Origin of the sequence: Sediminihaliea albiluteola, from assembly GCF_014077625.1 — a bacterium.
GTDB classification, from domain to species: domain Bacteria; phylum Pseudomonadota; class Gammaproteobacteria; order Pseudomonadales; family Halieaceae; genus Sediminihaliea; species Sediminihaliea albiluteola.
The window spans coordinates 14,853-37,558 of record NZ_JACFXU010000015.1 but is presented as its reverse complement, the minus strand read 5'-3'; the positions used below and the strand labels follow the sequence as shown (position 1 = coordinate 37,558).

Below are 22,706 nucleotides of genomic sequence, written 5' to 3'. Positions count from 1 at the left end.
AGTACAGGCCCTCACGTGTCACTTAGATATTTTTGCCAGCAAGCTATTGTATCCGCCCTAATAAGCCTTACTGCTGCTTGTAGCTACTTAGCTCAGCCAGCTGCAACCAAGCCTACGAGTCCAAGCGTATCTTCTACGCCATCAAAGAGGCCGGCTCCAGCGACCTCATTAACTACAATATCTAGCCAAGGCCAGCTAGCTGAAGTGCTCGCCAAGGCAGTAAGCCAAGAACCTGAACCCCTGACGCCCCCCACGGTGGGCTTCTACCTCGACGTGCAAAACGCCAGTCTATTACCTCTGGCCCAACACGGTCTGCAGCTAACCCGGCTCAAAGACCATATTCACCTCATTATTCCCGGTGCCGCCACCTTCGATACAAACAGTGCCAGCCTGACCCCTGCGGCACAGGAGGTGCTGGATCTTCTGTCAAGTTTACTGCTTGATTACGATAAGACTCTGATCGCAATTAGTGGCCACAGTGACAGTCTAGGAGACCCTAATTACAATCAGCGACTGTCAGAACAGCGTGCAGATGCGGTCGGCCAATACCTGAATAACAAAGGTGTCTTACCAAGGCGTTTAGTGATATTGGGGCTGGGTTCCAGCCTGCCGCTGGTGGACAATGACAGTCCCGAAAATCGCGCCATCAACCGGCGAGTCGAACTCGAGCTATGGCCGCTAGTAAGCAATACCGTGCAAAATAATTAATTTATCGCATCACCCCATCACGGGCTCTTAGCCAAGCCCAGCTGCGCATTGCACTTCGCGTGTTGCGTCAAGAAGGCATTATTGCACCACCGCAAACACTCAATAACTGCCCCGTAACATGACAGGCCGCATCGGAAGCGAAGTAGATAGTCGCGTTAGCAATGTCCGAGGGTCGACCAAGACGCGCTAAGGCTCGATCACTGGAGGCGTGCAGACTGCCATCTCTTTCAAAATCTTGATTGAATTGCTCTGGTGTCCCGAAGGTATCCGCAAGCTTTACCCAAAAGCTTCCATCGGAGATTTCCGCGCTACTCTCTGGCACGATCCACCCTGGCGCAACGGTATTAACCCGAACACCAAACTGACCAAGATCCATCGCTAAAACCTTGGTAAGCGATACCATAAACCCTTTACAGCCGGCATAGACAGGATCGTAGCGACCGGCAACCCCACTGAGCGCTGCGCCGGATGCGATGTTAACGATGGAACCTGACTGGCTATCGCTCATATGTCGAGCGATAGCTTGGGTACAGTGGAGCGTGCCACGAATATTCAGATCGATAAGCCAATCGATTGATGGTTGATCCACTTCCAAAATACTCGCAACCCCCTTTCCTGCACCCGCATTATTCACTAGAACGTCTATCTGACCAAACTCATCGAGAGTCTGAGCTACCATCGCATCCACTGAATCGCGGTCGGTTATATCAGTGCGCACATCCAATACCCGCCCGGCACCTGCAGACCGAACTGGCACCACAGCTTCTGAGTGATCGGCTATTACAACCTGAGCACCGCGCAGGGAAAATCCGTGCACCAAACCCTGCCCTATAGCACCATTGCCGCCAGTCACGACCACGACTTTATTATCGAACCTGAACGGATCCTCCGAGCGAGACATTGTCACCCTCCTTAAAGGTCAGGTAGCCTAAATGGTAGGTTTGTATCTTGGATCCCGCCATCGATATTGAGTATCGCGCCAGTGCAGTAGGAGCCAGCTTCAGAACACAAAAACAATGCTGCTAAACCTACATTTTCAGCATTTCCTACACATTGAAGGGGCGTTTTACTTTCAAGCTTTTCGCGAAACCCCTCTTCCAGGTCAAAGGTTTTTTGTAATGCCGGGGTCATTATTGAGCCTAGCGCCAAGCAGTTAACACGAATCTTAGGGGCTAGTTCCTCCGCCATACAGCGAGTGAGTTGATCTAAACCCGCTTTTGCCACGCAATAGGCCATCATTCCTCGAATACCTATATGGCCAGCTGCCGAAGAAATATTGATTATGCTCCCGCCACCGCGTTTGAGCATCCAGGGTGTAGCAATCCTGCTAAGTGTAAAAGCTGAGGTGGTGTTCCAGTCAAAATGATATTTGAAAGAATCTGTAGTAGTTTCTAGAAAGGGCGCGTAATCATTGCCCCCCGCATTATTGATAATAATGTCGATACCGCTGTACTCTTCCACTGTACGATCGACAAGGTTTTGTAATTGCTGCTCGTCCATAACATCAGCGATGATAGGCACAGATTCAGCACCCTGCGCTTTAATCATAGCAACAGTTTCTGCAATCTCTTTGGCAGAACGAGCGGAACAAACAACTTTGGCACCACCTGACGCTAGCGCTAAAGCGATACCCCGCCCGACCCCTCGACCGGCTCCGGTGACTATTGCCACCTTGCCCTCAACCCGCATACGATCTAGTAAATTATTCATAAGAAGTCCAAGCTTGGATTATCGAAATGCGCCATGACTGGCAATAATAGGAAGGTCTAGAAAAGTTCTGACGCCCGGGGCGGCCTTGCAAACCACTGGAATCGCGTTTATTGCATGCATTGCAGTTCCAATGACGGCCGCATCTTCTCCGCCTTTACCGCACATTACGTTTAGTGGATCAAAACTGGCACAGACTTCTACTTTAGCTTGATAGGAAGGCGTCCCTTCAACAGTCACTGTCCACTCTACCTCCTTGTTAGAGTCGACAGCCCAAGCGGGCTCAATGTCCAATGTAGTTTTCCAAAAGGTTCGCAATACAATGGCATCTTTACCATTGATAATCCCGCGCCATTCAAAACGACGACAGGCCACGCTACCGGCTTCGATCACTAGATCATTTCCAAGCTGCACAGCGTTGTTGGCAACCGCCACTTCATGATGAGGCTCGATACGGTCTAACTTCACCTGCATGTGCTCAGCCAGCATATACATAGACTCGTGAAAGTAGGCACTCATCCACTCCAAGAAGGGATTGTCGGGCCTTAGTGCTTCTTCGGGTGTTTTACCAAATCCGATGTTATCCATCATGATTTCTGGAGCCTGACTCGCATAAACATGCACATCAGATACTTCCTGAACTATGATTTTGCTAACCCGATGAGACATACCCGAAAGGGTTAATGGCAGCACATCCGACATGAACGCCGGATTTATTCCTGAGCCATGAAACACGCTCTTGCCTTCCAGCGCTGCCTGATTCAAGTTATTGAAGACTTCTTCTCCGTAAGCTTTCGGGTACATGTTGGCAGCTGTGGTAACGACATTGATGCCCGCACGTAGCAAGTTAGCGATCTCCTCATAGTCTGGGAGCATTGGCATATACAAAATGCAATCGGCGTCCATCAGTGGCAGCTGGCTTTGATCTAGCACTGCTTTCACCCCAGTCTCGGGCCGATCACATAAGGTGCCAGCATCAAGACCAACTTTTTGCTCGCTATAGACCTTGACCCCAACCAACTGCATATCAGGATCATCCAAGACTGCCCGCAAAGCGTGTTTTCCAACCGCCCCGGTGCCCCACTGTATAATTTTGTACGACATGGCAATTCCCCTGTTATGAGCATATAGTTGTAATATCGGTACACTTCGAAACACCCTAAATAACATTGCTTAAAGGATGTTTTCTGCCCAGCTTTTAAACATTGTAGGACTGCCGAAGAAGCAATTTAATTGCCAGATGCGCCAATTGCTGGCCAATATGGACATGGAGGATAGAATGCGGCTTGCCTTTGCTATAACGCAGAGCTCAGTAGTCTCACTAGTAGCCTCAGCTCACGACCTATTACAGCATTGCATAGCAAGCCGAACAGAAGATGATCATATTTATGCCGTCAGCTGCGATGATAAGAGTAGTCTAGATCACCGCTTTGGCTTTATTGACCAACCTGATGAAGGCATGGATTTACAGCCCGACTGGGTATTCGTTCCCGCATTAAATATTCCAGAAGCAGGCTTACCCGCTCACTCTCGCGAACTCAGCTGCTGGCTAAGGCGAGTTAGCGACAAAGGTGCAAATGTTGTAGCAGTGGGAACAGGAACATTTATAGTAGCTGAAGCAGGCCTTTTTCGTAGTGGCAAGGCAGTCACACACAGCCAGTTCACCAGCCAGTTCGAGCACTCCTACCCAGACCTTGAGCTCATTCAAAAACCGACTTGGATTAAGGATGGCTCTGTCCTATGCTCTGGCGAACTTCCCTGGCAAGAAGCTGTACTGGCTATGATTGCCAACTGCTGGGGTGATGACATCGCTAAAGATTGCGCTGAAACCTATGCTCTTCAGTGGAATCACGATATCTATAAGCCCTGCTCTGAAGCTATGATCGACGGTTCGATTTCGCTAGCTCAGCGTTGGCTAAGCGAACATTATGCAGAAGAACACGTGATCTTACGCTGTATTGAACGCCTCAACATGCACCGGCGTACATTCAATCGGCGCTTCAAGACTGAGACCGGTATGGCGCCCCTCGATTATGTGCTTTTACTGCGCGTCAAGACTAGTCAGTTTCTCTTAGCAACCACTCGTCATAGCGTGGAGGAAATTGGTCGACAGGTGGGCTACAGCGATACCGGTGCTTTTTATCGAATATTCCGCCGCTATACCGGCGTATCGCCAGGGCAATTCCGTCGCTCGAAAGTCTTCACCTAAAATTCGGCTTGGCTCTGGCGTCAACCGGCAAAAGAAACTCCAATGGACTCCGGTATCCCTAGGCACTCTACTATAGGCTTTATGATTAGCAGGGCTGGCGGTTAAGCCAAGACACCGCCACTCTGAGAAAATGGCGCAAGCCAGTATAATTGATTCGATTTCATCAACAATGCTTTTTACTGAAAAACACTCTTTTCTCTAGTGCCACAAAACCGACAAGAGTGATTAATGAAATTCGATTTCTGTTGCCAAAAAAGCCTATGATTAACTGCCTGAAATGCTGTTACCAGGAGGATTTTATTATGGATAAATACCAATACCTGAACCGAGAGGCTATCGGCTCTTACATCTCAAAACCAGGTCGCTATCCGCTGCTACCTGAAGTCTCTGAGCAAGGCTTGGTGGCCCTGCTGTGCCGAATTGCCTATCGCGAAGGCTGGAATGAGCATCTAGCTGGCCACATCACTTGGCGGCTCGCTGACGGCAGAATACTCAGTAACCCCTGGGAGTTAGCGTGGGATGAAGTCACCGAAGCAGACATTCTTACCCTTTCTCCAGAGGGTGAGGTGATTAGCGGCGAATGGAACATCACCCCCGCCATTGGCCTGCACCTGCAAATTCACGCTGCCCGTCCCGATGCCCACGTAGTGATGCACAACCATCCTCAGTGGAGTGGTATCTGGGCCTGTCTTGGGGAGACGCCCCCAGCTCTTGACCAAGCGAGTGCTTACGTAGATGGGCCACTACCAGTTTTCAGCGAATACGACGGCACCTTCGATGACCTAAAGATAACCGGATCGCTAGTAGAGGCGATTGGCGATGCTAAGTGGGCTCTCCTAGCTAATCACGGGGCCCTCGTGCTAGCTGAAAATCCTCGCCAGGCTCACCTGCGGATGGCAACTCTAGAATGGCGCAGCATGCGTGCTTGGCAAGCTCGACTAGCCGATGGTGGTCGCGCACTACCCGAAGCAATGGTCGCTCAAATCGCTCTGCCAGATAGCAATGGTTTTCCATTTTTATTTGAAGCCATGGCGCGCCGAGAATTACGCCAAGACCCGGGCATTCTTAACGGAGTGGCCCACTAAGGCCGGGCTCTAGTACCCATCAGTTTTGATTTCAAGACCTGTATTTGCCCGAGCATCAAAGCAATAAGAACTGCCCTACAGGCAGCAATAACTCACTGAAGCCTGGGCAGCGATTTGCTTAAATAATCGTTGCCCAGCGATCACTAAAGCTTGGCTACAGAGGGAAAACTATCAGCATTAGGGCCTCGATCAGCTCTTGCTTTCGGTAATCCGTCATGGGGTGTAGGCCCGCTGGCTTTTTTCCTAAGGCCGCAGCCAGCGAGGCCTCCATCATCGGGCCAAGTGTTACCACTGATATCAAGCTTGCCCCCAGAATATCACGTACGATGGATAAGCGAATTCGCTCCTGTAAATGCCTATCCTCAAAGCCAATTGCCATCGCTCGAGGTGGGCCAAAGTTTGATACCAACCAATCTAAACGCTCCCCCTCACTACTACCTTCTCTAAGGTAGATTTGCCCATATTGAGGAACGGCGATCAGAGCATCAATAAAGGCACTCATCAAGGCACGAACACGAGCCTGATCTGAGCTGGGGTCGCAGAGATTTAAGGATTGACTAAAGGCCTCATCAAAGCGCTCTACCACGCTTTTTACCGCCTCCCGCCACAAATTCTCTTTACTTTGGAAGTGATACAAAACGGTGGAGCGTTTGACACCACAGTGCTCCGTAATGTGACTGAAGTGGGTCCCCTCAAAGCCTAGCCGTGCAAAACATGCCATGGCCGCCTCAAGGATCCGCGACTTGGTCTGCTCCCTCTGCTCAACTCGAGAAACTGCAGGCCTTTCCTTCAATCCCATCTGAAACCCTCAACAAAAAAACATTTACATTAAAACTTAATATTGACATATAAGTTTACGACACTCTATAGTACTGACAGATCTGTCAGTGAAACTGATACCCCCTAGCCACCACCTCTGACAAGCAGGACTATATTATGAGCCGTTATGACTTCCCCATTCCCTATGGCTGGTTTTACATCTGTGACTCAACGGAGCTAGAACCAGGCCAGCTTCAGCCTTTGCGTCGATTTAGCCGAGACCTTGTTCTGTGGCGGGATATGCAAGGTGGCTACCACGTACAAGATGCCTATTGCCCACACTTAGGAGCCAATATAGCGGTTGGCGGTGTGGTAAAGGACAACACTATTGAATGCCCCTTCCATGCCTGGCGTTTTAATACCGATGGCTCTGTGGCTGCTATTCCCTATGCCAAGCGCATTAATGAAAATGCCTGCCTAAGCACCTACCCCGTAGTACAGCATTACAACTGGATAATGGCTTGGTACCACCCCCAAGAAAAGCAACCCTTATTCGAGCTGCCCAAAGTACCCAAACTGGAAGACAAGGCATTTAAAGGCCCCTTTAGCCAGGCCCATACCATCAAGACCTGCCTCCAAGAAATGGCAGAAAACACAGTGGATTCAGCTCACTTTCAGACCATACACCAACATCCTGGCCCGGCCGAATATGACAAAATGGCCTTTGAGGGCCATTCGATGATCATGGAGAGCAGGCAGCACTTCCCCAGCTCCCGTGGCTCTGTTGAAGGGACACTCTCGGCCTACACAGCAGGTTTTGGATTTGCTGTTGTTGAGTATACGACCCTGATCGAAATGTTCATGATCTCTACTCAAGCCCCTATAGAAAAAGATCTATCGATGCAGGTCAATCATGTGTACTACCACAACCCCGAGGGGGACGAGAGAACCGATCGTATTGGTCACGCCTTTGTTGAAGAGGTGAACCGGCAGTTTCGGGACGACATCCCCATTTGGGAGAACAAAATCTACCGAGCAAAACCCGAACTCTGTGACGGTGACGGCCCATTTAACAAGTTCCGTAAGTGGGCACAGCAGTTTTATGTAGAGGAAGCCTGAGCTAATGAACATCGATCTTAGTTCTCCCAGTGATCGCAACTTGAGCCGAGTCTTAGCATTGCAGGCTCAACATAATGGGGACACCTGCTTTCTAGCCAGTGGCGAAATGCGCTACAGTTTTAAAGATAGCAATGTGATCGTCAATCGCTACGCAAGTGGGCTTAAAAAGCTAGGTATAGCTGCAGGTGATCGCGTCGCGATCTACATGGGCAGTTGTGTCGAATATGTATTTTTGACACTGGCAATCAATAAACTCGGAGCCATCTGGGTCCCGATTAATACCGACTACAGGGGTGACTGGTTGCTAGATAGCATTAACGATAGCCTGGCCCAGTTGATTGTCAGCGATACAGAGCACCTAAGCGCTCTGACTAAAGTCTTCGCTAAACTAAACTGCAAAAAACTTTTAGTTAAGGGGGACAACAATAAGGACACACTGGCTACTGCCTATCTGAGTGATTTTGACAAGCTCGACGCTTCAGAGCCTAAGCTCGATTCGATCCATTATGGCGACACCGCCGCCATCCTTTGGACCTCCGGAACAACGGGCAAACCTAAGGGGGTCATGCAAAGTCACAATCTTTGGATTTGCACAGCTGAGTCGGGTATTAAAAATTTCGATACTCGAGCGGGTGACATTACTTATAACTGTTTGCCGCTGTATAACTCAGCGGCCTGGGCAGCTAACATTTATCGGGCCCTGGTAGCTGGAATAACCTGCGCCATGGATCCCGTATTTTCTGTCACAACATTCTGGGATCGAATACGTTATTACGGTGCCACACAAACCTTTACCTTAGGTGCAATGCACATCTTCCTGTGGCAGCAAGAGCCAAAACATAACGACCGCGACAACCCACTGCGAGTCGCCCAGATGGTGCCAATGCCAGAAGAGTTATTGCAGCCTTTTTGCGAGCGCTTTGGTATTGAAAAAATTAACCAGGGCTATGGTCAGAGTGAAGTCATGTCACTGCTCAACAGAAACAGCGATATGACATTGAAAGCAAACTCTCTTGGTCAGTGCCATGAGCACTTAGAACTGAAGCTACTTGATGATGATGGCAATGAAGTAGCTGTAGGCCAGACGGGTGAGTTTTGTGTGCGCCCTAAAAAAGAGTACATCATTTTTAATGGCTACTTTAACAACCCGGAAGCCACTGAGAAGGCATATTTCGGTGAGTGGTACAGAACTGGCGACTTAGGTCGCATGGATGAGGATGGCGAGTACTTCTTTGTCGACCGTAAGAATGACTTTATTCGCTATAAAGGCCGCAACGTATCTTCCATGCAGGTAGAGGCCGTTGCCCTTAAGCATCCTGCAGTCTCCCAGGCTGCCGTTGTCGGTATCCCCTCGGAAGAATTAGCGAGTGAAGCTGAAATAAAGCTAGACGTCGTGCTGGCGCCAGGACAGGAAGTAGAGCCTGTGGAATTGGCCCGTTTTATCAACGACAATGCGCCCTACTATTTTGTCCCACGCTTCATCGAGCTGCGCGAAGCCTTGCCCTATACCCCCACTAATAAAATACAAAAGTTTAAATTGCGGGAAATGGGCATCAGCTCACAAACTTGGGACATGAAGAAATCTGACTTTCGGCCCCAGCGCTGAGGTCATTCAAGGAAGACTATATGAGTTGGGGTAAAAGTACGCACTTTAACAGTATCCGCGGAGCTGTGGCTATCGCAGGTATTGGGGAGTCAGAGTACAGCGGTCCCTCTGGACGCGACAGTAAAACCATTGCGGCGCAGGCCATTGAGCGCGCAATCAGTGATGCCGGATTGAGTCCCAGTGACATCGATGGCGTGATGTATAGTGGCATGATGCCTGAAGCCTTCACCGGGGAAGACTTTCATCAGCACTTCGGCACCAGTCATCAGCTCTGGGAAAGCACGGAAGGCGGCGGGATGGTATGGGCTGCGACAGCGGCCTACCAAGCTGCCGAGGCTTTGCGACGCGGTGAGGCAAAATATATCGTCAATAGCTTTGCTGTCGACTGGGCTACCAGAAGGCCACAAATGGCTGGCGGGCCAGGGGCTTGGCACGCTTCAGAGCTAATCAAAGCGCAGCTGGAAATACCTTTTGGTTGGTTTCCGCAACCGATTTATTTTGCAACTTTCGCCAGCCGGCACATGCATGAATATGGCACCACTGCAGCACAACTCGGAGAATTGGTTACAACTTTTAGAGCACACGCTAACCGCCACCCTGATGCCATCATGCGTGACAAAGAACTTAGCCTAGATGATTACCTAGCACGTCCAACTCTCGCGGACCCACTTCGTATTGAAGATTGCTGCTTGATTTCAGATGGCGGCGGCGCCTTCATCATGACGACAGTCGAGCGAGCCAGAGACCTCGCTCAAAAACCGGTCATTGTTGAAGGCATCGGTCATGGCATTATTGATAACGCGCCCTATATTTCTCAGCAACAGGATCTGAGCAGTACCCCACAGGGCTTTGCCGCACCAGGCGCATTTAACATGGCAGGCGTGCAGGCCAGCGATATTGATGTCCTGGGAGTATACGATTGCTTCTCAATCACTGCCTTAATGCAAATTGAAGACATGGGCTTTTGCGCCAAAGGTGAAGGGGGAGCCTTCGTCGAAGGTGGTCGCTTGCGCTACGATAGACCGCGTGCATCTGGTGGACTACCCACTAACACCCACGGTGGCCTTCTATCGCATGCCTATGTCCTAGGCATTGCTCATGTCATCGAACTGGTCAAGCAACTCCGAGGCAAGGCCATCAATCAAGTCGATGCCGCTGAGCTCGCAGCCTACGCCGGTTTTACCGCCGATGAATCGTCAACCCTTATTTTAAGTAGAGGCTAAGATGACTATCACGCCAGATATGCAGGCCCAACTGACCGCCCCCTTTTGGCGAGCTGCGGCACAGGGGCGTCTAGAGTTACCCTGCTGCCCTTCATCTGGAAAGCTAGTGTGGTACCCACAGCAGAGCTGCCCCGACTGTGGCGAAGACTTACTCTGGCGAGAACTTTCAGGCCGCGGCACTGTGGCTGCCTTCACTGTGGTGCGCCGCCCACTCTTCCCTGAGTATGCTGACTGGTTACCTTTTATTCCCGCTCTTATTGCTCTCGAAGAAGACCCCAGCGTACGTCTAGTATCTCAACTAGTCGATTGCCAAGCCGAAGATGTAGCTTGTGATTTACCAGTGCAAGTAACCTTTAGAAAGCTCAAAGCAGGCTCTGGTGAGCTCTATCAAGCCCCTTTATTTTTACTACAAAAGAGCTAATCACCCAGCTGCTTATTTCTACTCCGCTCCCTACATTAAGCGATATCATTGAATACCGCCGGCTGTCTTACTCGACAGTCATATCGGATTATTCACAGGCTAATAGTGTTCATACTGAACCCGGCCCGGCCTTAAACTTTTATTGACGGGTATTGTGGATCTACCAATAAAGGGGCCATATTATGCTTGCGGCACAGTTACTGTGGCTCATAAGTAAACAGGGCCCTAGCACGACGATGCGCTAGAGCCCTGTTTGAAGGCTAAGTGATGGAGCTACTAAGTCTAAAACTCGTAGGTCAAATCGACACCATAGGTCCGTGGCGGTTCGTAGGTACCTGCGATGACGGGACCAAGAACGTTCATATTAGCTGGCAAGTCACTGTCGGTCAGGTTGCGGCCCCACACAGCCACCCTGAAACTCCCCTCACCTATTTTGATTTCCTCAACCGATATCTGCGCATTTAAGCGCCACACTGAATCATTTTTACCGGTATCGGAATAGTCGACTGCGCGTGAAGAGCTCCACTCTTCCGAGCGATATGATGCATCAAGGTGAAAACGGAAATCTAAATTGCCCACTAAAGACTCAGCCAAGTAGTCTGCCCTTACGGTTGAGGTCCAGTCTGGGCGCAAGTGCGGCGATGGCGCCGTACCTAAGAGCTCCAAGTCTAAGGTCTTAAACTTAAAGTCTAAATAACCTAAATTCCACGCCAGTGTCAGGTTATTCAGTGGTAGCCAAGTTGTCTCAAGTTCGAAACCTTTCGCCTTAGTATCGCCGGCATTCACGATAGCTTGCGCAGCTGGAATCGGTGGCTTCACCTGGCTACCCGATGTCACAAACTGCTGGTCTTGATAGTCGACTGAGAAAATAGACAAGTTTGTTTGCAGGGTTCGCTCAAGCCAATCCGTCTTCATACCAATTTCATATGACTTGGCCTTCTCGGGCTCGTAAGCCAACCCTGACACCACACCCCCTGAAATATAGCCATTGGATGCTTTAGCAAACAGCATCATATTTTCAGCGGGCTGATAGTTAAGCCCCATCAAGAACGTGGGCTCAGTTTCATCGTATGACACATAGACAACTTCACCAGTTAAAAGGGTGCGGTCTTCGTAATCTTTCTTATCATTGGTAACTCGAGCCCCTAACACAAGCTCCCACTCTTCGTTGAATCGATATTCCCACTGCCCGTAAACTGCATAGGACTCTGTTTCAGCCGTCGACTGAATGGCGTAATTTGATCCGGGGAAAAGTGTAACTGCCGGAGGCGCTGAACCGTAAAAGGCATTGGGTACATGGCCGTAGCCACCCGCAGACTGATCTAGACCGTAATAGAGAAACCCGGTAGTAAGGGTGTAGTTATCGGTATCCCAGATAAGCTGCATTTCTTCACTGACCTGCTCAGACTCCTGACCACTGGTCACTGCAAACACGACGACAACTGGCGCAAACTGCCCCAGGCCATCGAGGGTAAAGCCTCGACTGTCGAGAAAGGATTCACGGTAAGAAAGTATATTGCGGAATGAAAGCGTGTCACTGAGCTCATATTGAAGCGTTAGGTTATGGCCCTGTTTGATTTGGTTAATGGGCATATGAAATGAGTTGTTTACAGATTTGGGACGCTTGCGCCCAAACGAGGGCCCAATTAAAGGCTGGATAGAGCTATCAGCTGCAACAATGCCCGCTGCTGCAGGTGTAGACTTCATGTCCACGTAATCAAACTTGTAAATCATATCGAGCTTATCGTTGAGATCAAATTCAACACCCAGAAGCAGGGTATGTGTCTTGTCGTCACCGAGGCGTTTTGGTGATTTATATTTGCCAGCACCTTGAGCGGAAAAATCAGCAACAAAGCCCGCACCATCATTTTTTACTGGGCCATCACGCTCACTTATGGTGTAGTCAAGACTCATACTGATCGGCCCCCACTGGGGACTATCGATTCGGGTTTTCGATTCAAATAGATTTAGGTTGCCTGTGGTCAGTGTTTGCTTAAGGCCAAACTCACCCGTGGGATCTTTAGTAATAAAATGAATTGCACCACCGGAAGTATTGCGCCCAAAGAGGGTCCCTTGCGGCCCACGCAGCACCTCAATCCGCTCCAGCTCGGCATAGTTACTTAAGGCCCCGTTCCCCCCCTGGAGATAAACGCCATCTTGATAAATTGCCACACCACTATCCGCAGCAAGCGCAGTTCCTGAGGCATAGAGGCCTCGAATTTGAAACAGCACGCTTCGCGAACCACCAGCACCCTCAACAGCTGAAAGGTTAGGTACTAAAGTATTGAGGTCTACTAAATTAGTGATGCGATAGGTTTCGATACTGCTGTTATCAAATGCAGTAATCGATATAGGAACTTCCTGCAAACTTTGCTGGCGCCTCTGCGCCGATACGATAACCTCTTCTAGTGCGACGCGTTCCCCCTGAGCCAAAACTGTAGCGGGAGCCAAAAGTGGAACCAAAGCAGTGGCTAGCAATGTTTTTTTGAGCAACTTACCTTGCATATTATTCACCTCAGATAGCAATAGTGTCTTATCAAGTAATTATTATGAGCCTAAATCTGGACTCTTAGACTAGCACATTACATTTCTTTAGCAATGTTTATATAATGGAATAACAAGCAAAAAAAAACCCCAGCATCGAGCCGGGGTTTTTAGAAATGCTAGGCAAACAAGACGGACTTAAGGTCGCATGAACTGACCGCCATCGACGTTCAAAATATGTCCCGTCACCCAACTCGCTTCATCCGACAGTAAAAATAGAGCCGCGTCAGCCATATCACCGGGCTGCCCCAGCCTCTTAAGTGGCATCGCCTGGATCATTTGCTGAGCGTAATCGCCGGCCGTCTTCTGCAAAGCACCTGTATCTGTTGGTCCTGGCGCGATCGCATTAATACGAATATTGCGCGGACCGAGCTCATGTGCCAAAGATTGAGTAATACCATTGAGCGCCAGTTTTGCTACACCGTAAAAGCCCATACCCATCCAAGCCGCAGTAGAAGACTGGTTGACAATAGCGCCTCCCCCAGCCTCAGTCATTGCATCGACAACAGCTCGAGTCATAATAAGAGCACCGTGAGCATTGATGCGCATGAACTTCTCAAGGTAATCCATATCAATATCAAGGTAGCCTTCGATCTTCATGTCGCCGAAGATGGCCGCATTGTTGATCAAGTAGTTAATCGAGCCAAAGGCCTTTACTGTTGCTGCGGCACAGTCCTTGGCCGACTGCTCATCGCCGACATCAGTCTTTACAAATAGTGCCTTGCCACCACTTGCTTCAATTTCATTGGCCACGCGCTGACCGCCAGCTTCACTCAACTCTGCGATAACAACGTTCATGCCTTTGTCGGCACAAGCCTTGGCATAAGCTTCGCCGATGCCACCACCCGCTCCAGTCACAATGATAGTCTTTCCGGTAAAATCCATAATGCTCTCCATTATTATTAAACAGTAGTCAGCCTAACTAGGCTGGCGGTCTTCGTATGTGGGCTTAAGGATAGGCTGATTAGGCCTTACCTCAAGCAGATCAACCGCAACGCCCGGCGGATAGCTCAGCACATGCGCAACAGACTCTGCAACGTGCTCAGGCTCCATACCGGTATCCATTTCTGGGCCGTATTTCATCCACGCTTCAAAGCCGCTCCGCACTGCCTCTTCATTCCAGCCATCAGAGAAGTTGGTCCAGGCTGAGCCGGGACGCAGGCAAGTCACCCCAATGCCATCAGCCTGCACCTCTTCACGCAAGTCCCGTGTAAAGCGCTCAACTGCAGCTTTAGTAGATGCGTAAATTGACAAGTGAGCCATCTCATCATGATGCCAAGCACTGGCTGATGAAATATTGACAATACGCGGGTTGGCTCGATTTTTTCGCAACAGCGGAATAGCTGCCTGACAGCAGTAAACTGTGCCGAGAAAGTTGGTATTTACCTGCATTTGTACTTCTTCAGCTATAAGATTTTCCACAGCGCCGGGCCGGGCCATTCCAGCATTGTTAATCAAACCGTCCAAGGCCGGGAGGCTAGCAAAAACCTTGTTCACTTCACTGGCATTGGAGACATCACAAACTCGAGCAGTGGCATGATCCGCTCCCAGCTCCTCGACAGCCGCATCAAGGGGGCCCTTGCTCCGGCCAAGTAGAATGACATGGGCGCCTTTAGCCACCAAAGCTCTGGCAATTGCTAGACCAAAACCACTAGAGCCCCCAGTGATCAGATAGTGCAGGCCCTCTAAATTCGACTTCATACTCCCACCGCTATTGTTTTTGTTTCCAGATATTCTTCAAAACCTTCACGGCCCATTTCGCGACCGAGACCACTTTGCTTATAGCCACCAAAGGGAGCATCAGCGCCATAGTAGTTGCCGCCGTTCACGGTGACGGTACCACTGCGCATACGTCGAGCAACACGCATCGCGCGATCTTCGTCAGCGGACCAAACCCCCGCCGACAAGCCGTAGTCAGAATCATTGGCAATGCGGATGGCTTCTTCTTCATCCTCGTAGGCAATGGCCACTAACACAGGGCCAAAAATCTCTTCCCGGGCAATTACCATGTCGTTGCTAACATCGACAAACACGGTAGGCTCCACGTAGTAGCCTTTTTCCAAGTGCGCTGGGGTACCACCACCCAAGAGTAGACGCGCACCCTCCTTTTTACCCTGCTCAATATAAGACAGGACACGCTCACGCTGCCGTGCATTGACCAGCGCCCCCATAATTTGGCTTTCTGAGGAAGGGTCGCCGTATTCGATCATAGCGAAGTAGCTTTTGAGTAATTCTTCAACCTCCGCTTGTCGTGCTCGCGGAATCAGTAGGCGGGTATGAATTGCGCAACCCTGCCCGGAGTGAAAGCACACGCCTAGCGCAGAAAGCAGACTTTGACTCAAGTCAGCATCATCAAGAATGATATTTGCCGACTTACCACCCAGCTCGAGGAAAACTTTTTTCACGGTTTGTGCTGCACTGGCCATGATCTGTTTGCCAACTGCGGTAGAACCAGTAAATGACACCATGTCGACTCGCGGGTCATTCACTAGCTGCTCACCGACTTCTCGGGGATCCGCCGCAGTGATCACATTAAAGACCCCAGCAGGGATGTCGGTATGCTCTTTTACGATTCGACCAAGCATAGTAGCTGACCAAGGTGTATCGGGCGCCGCTTTGAGCACGATGGTACAGCCCGCTGCTAAAGCAGGTATACACTTGGCTAGGTTAATTTGCAGCGGAACGTTCCAAGGAGTAATGCAAGCCACTACCCCCACTGCTTCTTTTTCTACCAAGCGCCGGCTTTTGACACCCAGCACTTCTGACACACCTATATCACGGCTCCACTCATACTTTGGCAGCGACTCTAAGGTGTAATCAATAAAGCCTATGGGCACCTCGCACTGCGGGCCGCCCAGCCCACAGATACCGGCTGGCGCGCCGGTTTCAGCCGCTATCTGAAGCTTAAAATCTTCCATATTAGCCTCAAGACCTGCCTTTAATTGCTTTATACACTTTAGCCGGTAGGCGTGATCTGTTGCCCAGTCCGTGTTATCAAAAGCACGGCGTGCAGCAGCAATGGCGCGCTCCATATCTTCGGGACCGGCATCCGCCACCTGCCCCATGACCTCTTCTGTTGCCGGGTTAATGTTGGGGTACTCTTGGCCTGAAGCGGCTGCGCATAACTCACCGTCTATAAATAAACGTGTCTCTGGATTCATCATTGTTCTCCTAAGCTTTATTCATAAATAGATCGTAAACCACTTCACGCAAACGCTCAGTTGAGGGTAGCTCGACACCCAAATCACGCGCTGAGGCCAGTGCACAGTCCAGATCTTTCTCTCCAAGGCGACCGAAGGGGCCAAAGTAAGTTTCCATATCTTGCTCTGATGCCTTGGCTGAGATGGCATTTCTATTTTCTACAAAACGGTGCATTGATTCGTTGACGACGCCATTAGAGAGGCCCACTTCGCGCAGGACATTAATCGAGAGACCGCCCGCTTCCGCTAAGCGGCAGGCCTCAGACATTGCCAGAAACTCAGCGTAGGTAATTAGGTTATTACAGAGCTTGAGCAGCATCCCAGCTCCCAGATCTCCAGCATGCACAATCCGCTCAGCGGAAGTTTCAAAGACAGGCTTAGCTCGCTCAACATCGGCCGCGCTGCCACCGACCATATAGCACAGCGTGCCATTTTCAGCGCCCTGCCGGCCACCAGTAATAGCTGCGTCAATTAAACGCACACCGGCCGCTTCAGCATCACCAGCCCAAAGCTTTAGAACCGAACAAGCCAAGGTGCTATGAATTGCAATCACAGTTCCCGGTGCCGCGTTGGCAAACAAGCCCTGCTCACCATAAAGTAAGGCTTGCACCTGAGATTCATCACGTACGCAAATACCGATGTGCTGGCAGGCTGCGGCCAGCTCAGCCGGACTGGAGCAGCCCTTAGCCCCTAATTTTTCTAGCTCGGCAACCGCATCTTCTACGACATCATAAACATAGGTTGTCCAGGGCCCATCAAGCAGTCGAACTGCCGAGGGTTTTCCAATATCACCTAATCCGATATAACCTACTGCGGAAAGTTGGTTCATGCTTTTTATTCTCCCTCATGGCAACAAGCTAGCATCGAGTGCTTACCTAATAACAGTACCACCACAATGTTTAGTTCGTTGATACAAGGCATGCTATTCGATCACTGCCCACACATTGTCAATATCGTTTGACTAATAGTCAACTATAATTTAGCTTTGTGCTAGACAAGATTTAGCGATCTGTAAAGCCTGATGAAGAGTGCTTGATCGCATAGGCTCCCCTCTTATTACCACCTCAGATTGGAATTAAGCAATGAAGTACTGGCAAAGTATTGCGATGCTGGACATGAAAGAACTGCCGACGCTTGCGCGACACGCTGAGCAACTGGGCTTTGAAGGCGTCAGCTTAAGTGAGCACCTTATTACCTTCACTGAGCAGTACGACAGCTACAATTACAGTGACAATCAAATGATTCGCTGGTACCCGGAAACACATTGGCCTGAACCCTGGGTACAAATTGGCGCGCTGTCACAGATCACTACGACACTTAAGTTTTTAACCAGTGTCTGCGTGCTGCCGATGCACAACCCTTTGGATCTCGCCAAATCGATCTCCACGGCAGCCAATCTCTGCGAAGGACGACTGATTTTAGGGGCTGGAATTGGCTGGCAAAAAAGTGAGTTCGAACTGGTCGGCCAAAGCTTTCACAATCGCGGCAAGCGCAGTGACGAGATGCTAGAGCTCATGCAGAAGCTCTGGAGTGGCGAAGCAGTCAAGCACCAGGGTGAATTTTACAGTTTTCCTAGTCTACAGATGTCACCTAAATTAGAGCACGAGCTAGCGATCTATATTGGCGGATCTTCCAATGCAGCGCTTCGGCGCGCCGCCAGACATCAGGGCTGGCTTGGTGGTCAGCATGAAATAACAGAGCTGGAGGAGCTTATTCCAGCCCTCCTCTCTGAACGCAAGGCAACGCAGCTACCCATCGAAGACTTTAATATCAATGTGAGCCTATTTGAGCCAAGTGAAGCAAATATTGCCCGCTGCCAAGAGCTGGGAGTCACGGCACTTTATCGCGATGCCTTTTGTGATGAAAACGGCATGGCAAGTAGCATGAGTCTAGCTGACAAACTGCGTGACATGGATGCCTTTGCAGAAAAATACTTAGCCTAAAAACATCAGGCGCAAAGCAACCAGGCCAACGGATCTACTGTAGGGCTGTTAGCCATAGAGCATTGAAGAGACCTGGGCCTTTAGGCGTTTTAGATAAGGCTTGGGCTCAAAGCTCTGCGGCTCAAGGGCTATTTCAATTAGCAAGCCGGTCAACATACAGTGAACGGTGTAGATTACCTCTTGGAAAATACGATCTGAGGCCTCACTGTCGTGAAAAATTCGCCGGGCAAGCGCCAAGTGGGCCTTCCGACTGCGGCTAATAGAAAGGTCGCTAGAAGCTTTTCCATTGCCCCGAGTAGCCAGCAAAATCTCCATCGTGGCCATGTACTCATCACCTTGGTAATGAAACCAAGCAGCATCGACATACTTAGCGACTCGGCGCTCTGCAGTACCGGTAGTAAAGCGGCTGGCGCTCAAGGCTTCATGAAATTTCAGGTGCGAGCGCTGCAAGACCTCTTCTAGAATCTCTTCCTTACCGCCGAAATGGTGCTGCACCGCGCCCCAAGTAACCCCTGCACGCTTAGCTATACGACTGGAGCTAGCTGCAGAGAAGCCCTCCTCCTTGATTAGACCAATAACAGCATTGATGATCTGATCCTGGGTCGCCTTACTTTTAGCTGCCTGCAGACCCATAGCCTCAATATCAGCTGGGTTGATTTTTAAAGCCATTACGCGCCTCAAACTACATTAACGATAGTTGACATACCTTAACAAATTTTTTCCCCTCTGATCACAACATTTTTATACCTTAAGGCATTGGCTAATGTGGCTTGCCGCTGTGCTAGGCTTGAGATATAGTGAACAAACAATTTCACTTGAAATGTTTTATGCGCTAATTATAAGTTGAGGATGCCATGAGTAATTCCGGACAAAATATCCCTTTCGTCAGCGGCGCCAAACCAGCAGAACAAGGCGGTCATTTTGACGAGTTTAGTCAACACCCAGCACAGTTTTTAACTCGCGCTTATGAAGAGTGCGGCGAACTTGCAGAATTTGATATTGGTGGCACCAATACGGTGTTAATGGTCGGCCCAGAAGCGCATGAAGCGGTGTTTCGTGCTGACGACATAAAAGTTAGCGCCAGAGAAGCTTATCAGTTCATGGTGCCCATCTTTGGCAAGGGTGTTCAGTACGGCGCGCCGCTCGACATAGAACGGCAGCAATTACGTATGCACTCACGTGGCCTAGCCAGTGAAAAAATGAACTTCTATGCCCCGATCATCACTAAAGAAACGCAGGACTGGATCGCCGACTGGGGCGATGAGGGTGAATTTGATTTTTATGAGGGTTTTGCCGACCTGACTATCAAAACCTCTACTCACTGCTTGCTTGGCCCGGAGTTTCGCTACTCATTAACCGATGAGTTCGCCTCTCTCTACCACACTCTTGGCGCCGCAGCCGACGCTGGGGGACTACAGGATCCAAACGCGCGCAAAGACGCCTATGATGCCCGGGATGCTGCTCGCGCACGTCTGGAAGAGCTCATTACTGAGCGCATCGACATACGCCGGGAGTCTGGTGAAACACATATGGACTTGCTGCAGGTCTATATGGATGCCACCTATAACGATGGCACTCATCTAAGCACCAGCGAAGTCGCCGGTATGATCGTGTGGTTTATGTTTGCCGGCCACCACACCAGCGCCAATACCGCGGCCTGGACCTTGGTAGAGTTAGCACGACATCCAGAGCTGGCCGCCGAAGTCGTGGCCGAGGTGGATGCGGTAATCGCTTCCGGCGAACAATTTGACATGAAAGTACTGCGTCGCATGTCGAAACTAGACGGCTTTATTCGCGAAACACTGCGTGTACACCCGCCCCTGAACACCCTCACCCGTCGGGTCATTGAAGACTTTGAATACAAAGGGCACATCATCGAAAAAGGCAAAAACGTCATGCTGTGCCCCTATGTGGCACACCGCCTTGAAAGTAGCTTTGAAGATGCATTAGCGTTCAAGCCAGACCGACCACTACCCGACAATCCATTTGCCTTAATTCCATTTGGTGGAGGACAGCGTAAATGCGTAGGTAATGCCTTTGCTATGCTTCAGGTCAAAGTGATTTTTTCGGTGCTCTTAAACGAATATGAGTTCGAGCTAGCAGGACCATCCGGCGAATACGCAGAAATTATGCCTTCACTTATTTTACGACCATCTGACCCCTGCATTCTTCGCTACCGCCGACGGGTGGATCGCAAGGGGGCGCTGTAAGGCCATGGGTAAGTATCAAGTTAAAGTCGATATGCTGTTATGCCAAGGACACGGCGTATGCGCTGACGAGTGCCCCGAGGTATTCGAGGTTGTTGATACTGGCACAGGCTACCCCAAGGTTAAAGTGAAACAGGCTCGTCCGAGTGAGAGCTTGCGCAGCAAGGTCCAAGACGCGGTTAATTTCTGCCCCAACCAAACAATCAGAATCATTGAATTAGATTGACTTCAAAGCGAGCTCTTGAGTCTTATCCCATCAGCAGAGGCCAAGTCTCAGGAGCTTGTTGTACAAGCCTAGTCACTGTCACTTTTAAAATACTGAGCTGCAGCGCGATTAGCTCTCAGAAGCTGGAGCAAAGCTCTGAGCTAGGAACGCCCCATATGATCGAGCTTACCCCCATAAAGTTTAGGGGTTGAGACCTGCTCAATTTCGAGGGTCACAATGACGCGCTCCGCACCGGGCTCATCTAGATCAAAATCTCGTCCCGTTTGCCGCTTGAATATCTTTTTGGCCAAGGAGCCCTCCGGATCATCTTCAAGTATTGCCTTACCCCGCATCTCAATGTAACGGGTCGGGCTTTTAGGGTCCATAATACAGATCGTCAGCCTTGGATCTGCCTGCATATTTCGATACTTTATTCGGCTTTTAAGGGTACTAAAACGGAAGGTCTCACCGTCCCAATCAAAGCCCACTGGATTAGTCGATATCAGCTGGTCTTTTTTGCGGATAGTGCTCACAAAAGCAAAAAATGATGTTTCTAGTATATTTCGATGACTTTCAGGCACCTGCACTGCTTTTGGCATAATCACTCCCCTCCTATGGCTAAGCCATCCAAGCACTATATGACTCATTTATAACAAAGAACTTTGCTCTAGCCAGAGCAGTTTGTCAATTATGTTTGACCTACCGTCAAATTAACTTTACATTTATCCTATGATTTCTACTCAGCCCATAGCCCTAGCCATTGATCCCACATGGCGCCGCTACCGTGATAACTTCCCGCGTCACGTGCTTGGCGTTTCCCGTTATCTCGAATCTCAGATTATGGAGCGCTTAACAGGCGCCTATGGCTTCAAGGACCTGCGTCTCTACTATGAGCCATATATTTCATTACTCCCTCGCGAGGGCGCGCGCTTAACCGATTTAGCTGAAGCATTAAACATTTCCCGCCAAGCAGCCAACCAAACGGCCAACTTAATCGAAAATGCTGGCTATATCCGTCGCATTCCCGATGCAACTGATGGCCGTGCCAAACGCATAAAGCTGACCGCTCACGGTCTCGATCTACGGCGCTGTGGGCTAGAAGTTGCCGCTAGACTACAACACGAATGCGAAAAGATTGTAGGCGAAAAAGCCTTGCGCCAAAGTGTTGAGACGCTTAAAGCGGTCTGTTTGGCCACTAATACCTACCCGCCAGAAGCGCCAGGGTCCAAACACCCAGTCTTGTTGGTTGGTTTGCTACCGCGCATAAGTAACTTCATTAACCATCGCCTAATGGCGCTCGGTGTACAGCGCGGCCACGACGGACTGAAGCTGTCCTACGGCCAAGTACTAGCGCTTATTGGTCCCGAGGGCGGAAGAATTCTACAGATCGCAAGTTTACAGAACGTCAGTAAACAAGCGGTTAGCTCAATCGTTAATGAACTAGAAGAGCTCGGTTATATCTATCGAGAACCCGACCCCAATGATGCCCGGCAAGTACTACTGCGCTTCACCGGACTTGGCCGGACCCTGATAGAAGACTCGGTCGAAAACATCGACGAGTTAGAGTTCGAAATGAGCCAAATAGTGGGCGTTCCCGCCCTCGATCAACTGCGCAGTACCATCAAACGGCTCTATCACGCACTGCAACCAGAAGTGGCAGTGTTCACTAATAACGAGCCAGACTTGGCACAACTGGCGCGAGAATTAAGACAAAAGCTCTCGCCAGAAGCTCGCCAACACCTGGCCAACCTACTACTTAAATAGGCAAAC

General features: G+C 50.0%; 22 protein-coding genes. 11 read left to right on the top strand and 11 right to left on the bottom strand.

The features are described 5' to 3' along the window. Positions 1-204: 204 nt before the first annotated feature. Positions 205-708, top strand: coding sequence for an OmpA family protein (locus H2508_RS15050; RefSeq protein ID WP_182173578.1), 504 nt, complete (start codon positions 205-207; stop codon positions 706-708). A gap of 67 nt (positions 709-775) precedes the next feature. Here H2508_RS15050 and H2508_RS11350 read toward each other — a convergent pair whose 3' ends face one another. Genes H2508_RS11350 through H2508_RS11340 form a run of 3 tightly spaced genes read right to left on the bottom strand, consistent with a single transcriptional unit; the run spans position 776 to position 3,519 of the window. Next, entirely contained in the window at positions 776-1,609 is an 834-nt protein-coding gene (locus H2508_RS11350) for an SDR family NAD(P)-dependent oxidoreductase (protein ID WP_182173575.1), read from the bottom strand. A gap of 11 nt (positions 1,610-1,620) precedes the next feature. Continuing rightward, entirely contained in the window at positions 1,621-2,418 is a 798-nt protein-coding gene (locus tag H2508_RS11345; RefSeq protein ID WP_182173572.1) for an SDR family NAD(P)-dependent oxidoreductase, read from the bottom strand. An 18-nt stretch (positions 2,419-2,436) separates the two neighbouring features. Next, a complete protein-coding gene (locus H2508_RS11340) occupies positions 2,437-3,519 on the bottom strand; it encodes an NAD(P)H-dependent amine dehydrogenase family protein (protein ID WP_182173569.1) in 1,083 nt (360 codons plus the stop codon). A gap of 175 nt (positions 3,520-3,694) precedes the next feature. Between H2508_RS11340 and H2508_RS11335 the strand changes: the two genes are divergently transcribed. Together H2508_RS11335 and H2508_RS11330 are read left to right on the top strand one after the other, a co-directional pair. Continuing rightward, positions 3,695-4,624, top strand: a complete 930-nt coding sequence (locus H2508_RS11335) for a GlxA family transcriptional regulator (RefSeq protein ID WP_182173566.1) — start codon at positions 3,695-3,697, stop codon at positions 4,622-4,624. Between the two features lie 302 nt (positions 4,625-4,926). After that, positions 4,927-5,709 carry a class II aldolase/adducin family protein gene (locus H2508_RS11330; protein ID WP_182173563.1) on the top strand — a complete coding sequence of 261 codons (783 nt, stop codon included), beginning with the start codon at positions 4,927-4,929 and terminating at the stop codon, positions 5,707-5,709. Positions 5,710-5,863: 154 nt separating this feature from the next. Here H2508_RS11330 and H2508_RS11325 read toward each other — a convergent pair whose 3' ends face one another. Beyond that, on the bottom strand, positions 5,864-6,508 hold the full coding sequence (locus tag H2508_RS11325; RefSeq protein WP_182173560.1) for a TetR/AcrR family transcriptional regulator: 645 nt from the start codon (positions 6,506-6,508) through the stop codon (positions 5,864-5,866). Positions 6,509-6,645: 137 nt separating this feature from the next. Between H2508_RS11325 and H2508_RS11320 the strand changes: the two genes are divergently transcribed. From H2508_RS11320 to H2508_RS11305, 4 genes are read left to right on the top strand one after another with little or no spacing between them, the layout of a single operon-like run. After that, the gene (locus tag H2508_RS11320; RefSeq protein ID WP_182173557.1) at positions 6,646-7,587 is read left to right on the top strand and encodes a Rieske 2Fe-2S domain-containing protein; all 942 of its coding nucleotides are present in this window, start codon (positions 6,646-6,648) and stop codon (positions 7,585-7,587) included. Between the two features lie 4 nt (positions 7,588-7,591). Further along, positions 7,592-9,193 (top strand): AMP-binding protein, encoded by a 1,602-nt coding sequence (locus tag H2508_RS11315; RefSeq protein WP_182173554.1) that lies wholly within the window; start codon positions 7,592-7,594, stop codon positions 9,191-9,193. Between the two features lie 20 nt (positions 9,194-9,213). Continuing rightward, positions 9,214-10,416: a thiolase C-terminal domain-containing protein gene (locus tag H2508_RS11310; RefSeq protein WP_182173551.1), complete on the top strand. Its 1,203-nt coding sequence runs from the start codon at positions 9,214-9,216 to the stop codon at positions 10,414-10,416. Between the two features lies 1 nt (position 10,417). Next, a complete protein-coding gene (locus tag H2508_RS11305) occupies positions 10,418-10,837 on the top strand; it encodes a Zn-ribbon domain-containing OB-fold protein (protein ID WP_182173548.1) in 420 nt (139 codons plus the stop codon). A 282-nt stretch (positions 10,838-11,119) separates the two neighbouring features. On the opposite strand, the gene H2508_RS11300 is transcribed toward H2508_RS11305, so the two are convergent. From H2508_RS11300 to H2508_RS11280, 5 genes are all read right to left on the bottom strand, one after another. Continuing rightward, entirely contained in the window at positions 11,120-13,342 is a 2,223-nt protein-coding gene (locus tag H2508_RS11300) for a TonB-dependent receptor (RefSeq protein WP_182173545.1), read from the bottom strand. A 177-nt stretch (positions 13,343-13,519) separates the two neighbouring features. Continuing rightward, positions 13,520-14,266 (bottom strand): SDR family oxidoreductase, encoded by a 747-nt coding sequence (locus H2508_RS11295; RefSeq protein WP_220463756.1) that lies wholly within the window; start codon positions 14,264-14,266, stop codon positions 13,520-13,522. A gap of 33 nt (positions 14,267-14,299) precedes the next feature. Continuing rightward, positions 14,300-15,082 carry an SDR family oxidoreductase gene (locus tag H2508_RS11290; protein WP_182173542.1) on the bottom strand — a complete coding sequence of 261 codons (783 nt, stop codon included), beginning with the start codon at positions 15,080-15,082 and terminating at the stop codon, positions 14,300-14,302. Next, the gene (locus tag H2508_RS11285; RefSeq protein WP_235965293.1) at positions 15,079-16,545 is read right to left on the bottom strand and encodes an aldehyde dehydrogenase family protein; all 1,467 of its coding nucleotides are present in this window, start codon (positions 16,543-16,545) and stop codon (positions 15,079-15,081) included. Before H2508_RS11285 ends, H2508_RS11290 begins: the two co-directional genes overlap by 4 nt. A gap of 7 nt (positions 16,546-16,552) precedes the next feature. Then, positions 16,553-17,410, bottom strand: coding sequence for an NAD(P)-dependent oxidoreductase (locus H2508_RS11280; RefSeq protein ID WP_182173539.1), 858 nt, complete (start codon positions 17,408-17,410; stop codon positions 16,553-16,555). A gap of 253 nt (positions 17,411-17,663) precedes the next feature. Between H2508_RS11280 and H2508_RS11275 the strand changes: the two genes are divergently transcribed. Continuing rightward, entirely contained in the window at positions 17,664-18,524 is an 861-nt protein-coding gene (locus H2508_RS11275) for a TIGR03619 family F420-dependent LLM class oxidoreductase (protein WP_182173536.1), read from the top strand. Positions 18,525-18,572: 48 nt separating this feature from the next. On the opposite strand, the gene H2508_RS11270 is transcribed toward H2508_RS11275, so the two are convergent. After that, positions 18,573-19,193, bottom strand: coding sequence for a TetR/AcrR family transcriptional regulator (locus H2508_RS11270; protein ID WP_182173533.1), 621 nt, complete (start codon positions 19,191-19,193; stop codon positions 18,573-18,575). A 185-nt stretch (positions 19,194-19,378) separates the two neighbouring features. On the opposite strand from H2508_RS11270, the gene H2508_RS11265 reads away from it, so the two are divergent. Both H2508_RS11265 and H2508_RS11260 read left to right on the top strand, forming a co-directional pair. Then, the gene (locus tag H2508_RS11265; protein WP_182173530.1) at positions 19,379-20,734 is read left to right on the top strand and encodes a cytochrome P450; all 1,356 of its coding nucleotides are present in this window, start codon (positions 19,379-19,381) and stop codon (positions 20,732-20,734) included. A 4-nt stretch (positions 20,735-20,738) separates the two neighbouring features. After that, complete coding sequence (locus tag H2508_RS11260; RefSeq protein ID WP_182173527.1) at positions 20,739-20,957, top strand: ferredoxin; 219 nt, start codon at positions 20,739-20,741, stop codon at positions 20,955-20,957. A gap of 140 nt (positions 20,958-21,097) precedes the next feature. On the opposite strand, the gene H2508_RS11255 is transcribed toward H2508_RS11260, so the two are convergent. Then, positions 21,098-21,535 (bottom strand): PPOX class F420-dependent oxidoreductase, encoded by a 438-nt coding sequence (locus tag H2508_RS11255; protein ID WP_182173525.1) that lies wholly within the window; start codon positions 21,533-21,535, stop codon positions 21,098-21,100. A gap of 130 nt (positions 21,536-21,665) precedes the next feature. Here H2508_RS11255 and H2508_RS11250 point away from each other — a divergent pair, with 130 nt between their 5' ends. Next, a complete protein-coding gene (locus H2508_RS11250) occupies positions 21,666-22,700 on the top strand; it encodes a MarR family winged helix-turn-helix transcriptional regulator (RefSeq protein WP_182173522.1) in 1,035 nt (344 codons plus the stop codon). Positions 22,701-22,706: the final 6 nt, after the last annotated feature.

Excerpts from the sequence above, each read along its gene's own strand:
- H2508_RS11330 (WP_182173563.1), top strand. The coding sequence starts at position 4,927 with ATGGATAAATACCAATACCTGAACCGAGAGGCTATCGGCTCTTACATC.
- H2508_RS11300 (WP_182173545.1), bottom strand. The coding sequence starts at position 13,342 with ATGCAAGGTAAGTTGCTCAAAAAAACATTGCTAGCCACTGCTTTGGTT.
- H2508_RS11285 (WP_235965293.1), bottom strand. The coding sequence starts at position 16,545 with ATGATGAATCCAGAGACACGTTTATTTATAGACGGTGAGTTATGCGCA.
- H2508_RS11295 (WP_220463756.1), bottom strand. The coding sequence starts at position 14,266 with ATGGATTTTACCGGAAAGACTATCATTGTGACTGGAGCGGGTGGTGGC.
- H2508_RS11350 (WP_182173575.1), bottom strand. The coding sequence starts at position 1,609 with ATGTCTCGCTCGGAGGATCCGTTCAGGTTCGATAATAAAGTCGTGGTC.
- H2508_RS11270 (WP_182173533.1), bottom strand. The coding sequence starts at position 19,193 with ATGGCTTTAAAAATCAACCCAGCTGATATTGAGGCTATGGGTCTGCAG.
- H2508_RS11275 (WP_182173536.1), top strand. The coding sequence starts at position 17,664 with ATGAAGTACTGGCAAAGTATTGCGATGCTGGACATGAAAGAACTGCCG.
- H2508_RS11310 (WP_182173551.1), top strand. The coding sequence starts at position 9,214 with ATGAGTTGGGGTAAAAGTACGCACTTTAACAGTATCCGCGGAGCTGTG.
- H2508_RS11325 (WP_182173560.1), bottom strand. The coding sequence starts at position 6,508 with ATGGGATTGAAGGAAAGGCCTGCAGTTTCTCGAGTTGAGCAGAGGGAG.
- H2508_RS11260 (WP_182173527.1), top strand. The coding sequence starts at position 20,739 with ATGGGTAAGTATCAAGTTAAAGTCGATATGCTGTTATGCCAAGGACAC.
- H2508_RS11265 (WP_182173530.1), top strand. The coding sequence starts at position 19,379 with ATGAGTAATTCCGGACAAAATATCCCTTTCGTCAGCGGCGCCAAACCA.
- H2508_RS11335 (WP_182173566.1), top strand. The coding sequence starts at position 3,695 with ATGCGGCTTGCCTTTGCTATAACGCAGAGCTCAGTAGTCTCACTAGTA.
- H2508_RS11255 (WP_182173525.1), bottom strand. The coding sequence starts at position 21,535 with ATGCCAAAAGCAGTGCAGGTGCCTGAAAGTCATCGAAATATACTAGAA.
- H2508_RS11280 (WP_182173539.1), bottom strand. The coding sequence starts at position 17,410 with ATGAACCAACTTTCCGCAGTAGGTTATATCGGATTAGGTGATATTGGA.
- H2508_RS11290 (WP_182173542.1), bottom strand. The coding sequence starts at position 15,082 with ATGAAGTCGAATTTAGAGGGCCTGCACTATCTGATCACTGGGGGCTCT.
- H2508_RS11345 (WP_182173572.1), bottom strand. The coding sequence starts at position 2,418 with ATGAATAATTTACTAGATCGTATGCGGGTTGAGGGCAAGGTGGCAATA.
- H2508_RS11320 (WP_182173557.1), top strand. The coding sequence starts at position 6,646 with ATGAGCCGTTATGACTTCCCCATTCCCTATGGCTGGTTTTACATCTGT.
- H2508_RS11315 (WP_182173554.1), top strand. The coding sequence starts at position 7,592 with ATGAACATCGATCTTAGTTCTCCCAGTGATCGCAACTTGAGCCGAGTC.
- H2508_RS11340 (WP_182173569.1), bottom strand. The coding sequence starts at position 3,519 with ATGTCGTACAAAATTATACAGTGGGGCACCGGGGCGGTTGGAAAACAC.
- H2508_RS11305 (WP_182173548.1), top strand. The coding sequence starts at position 10,418 with ATGACTATCACGCCAGATATGCAGGCCCAACTGACCGCCCCCTTTTGG.
- H2508_RS11250 (WP_182173522.1), top strand. The coding sequence starts at position 21,666 with ATGATTTCTACTCAGCCCATAGCCCTAGCCATTGATCCCACATGGCGC.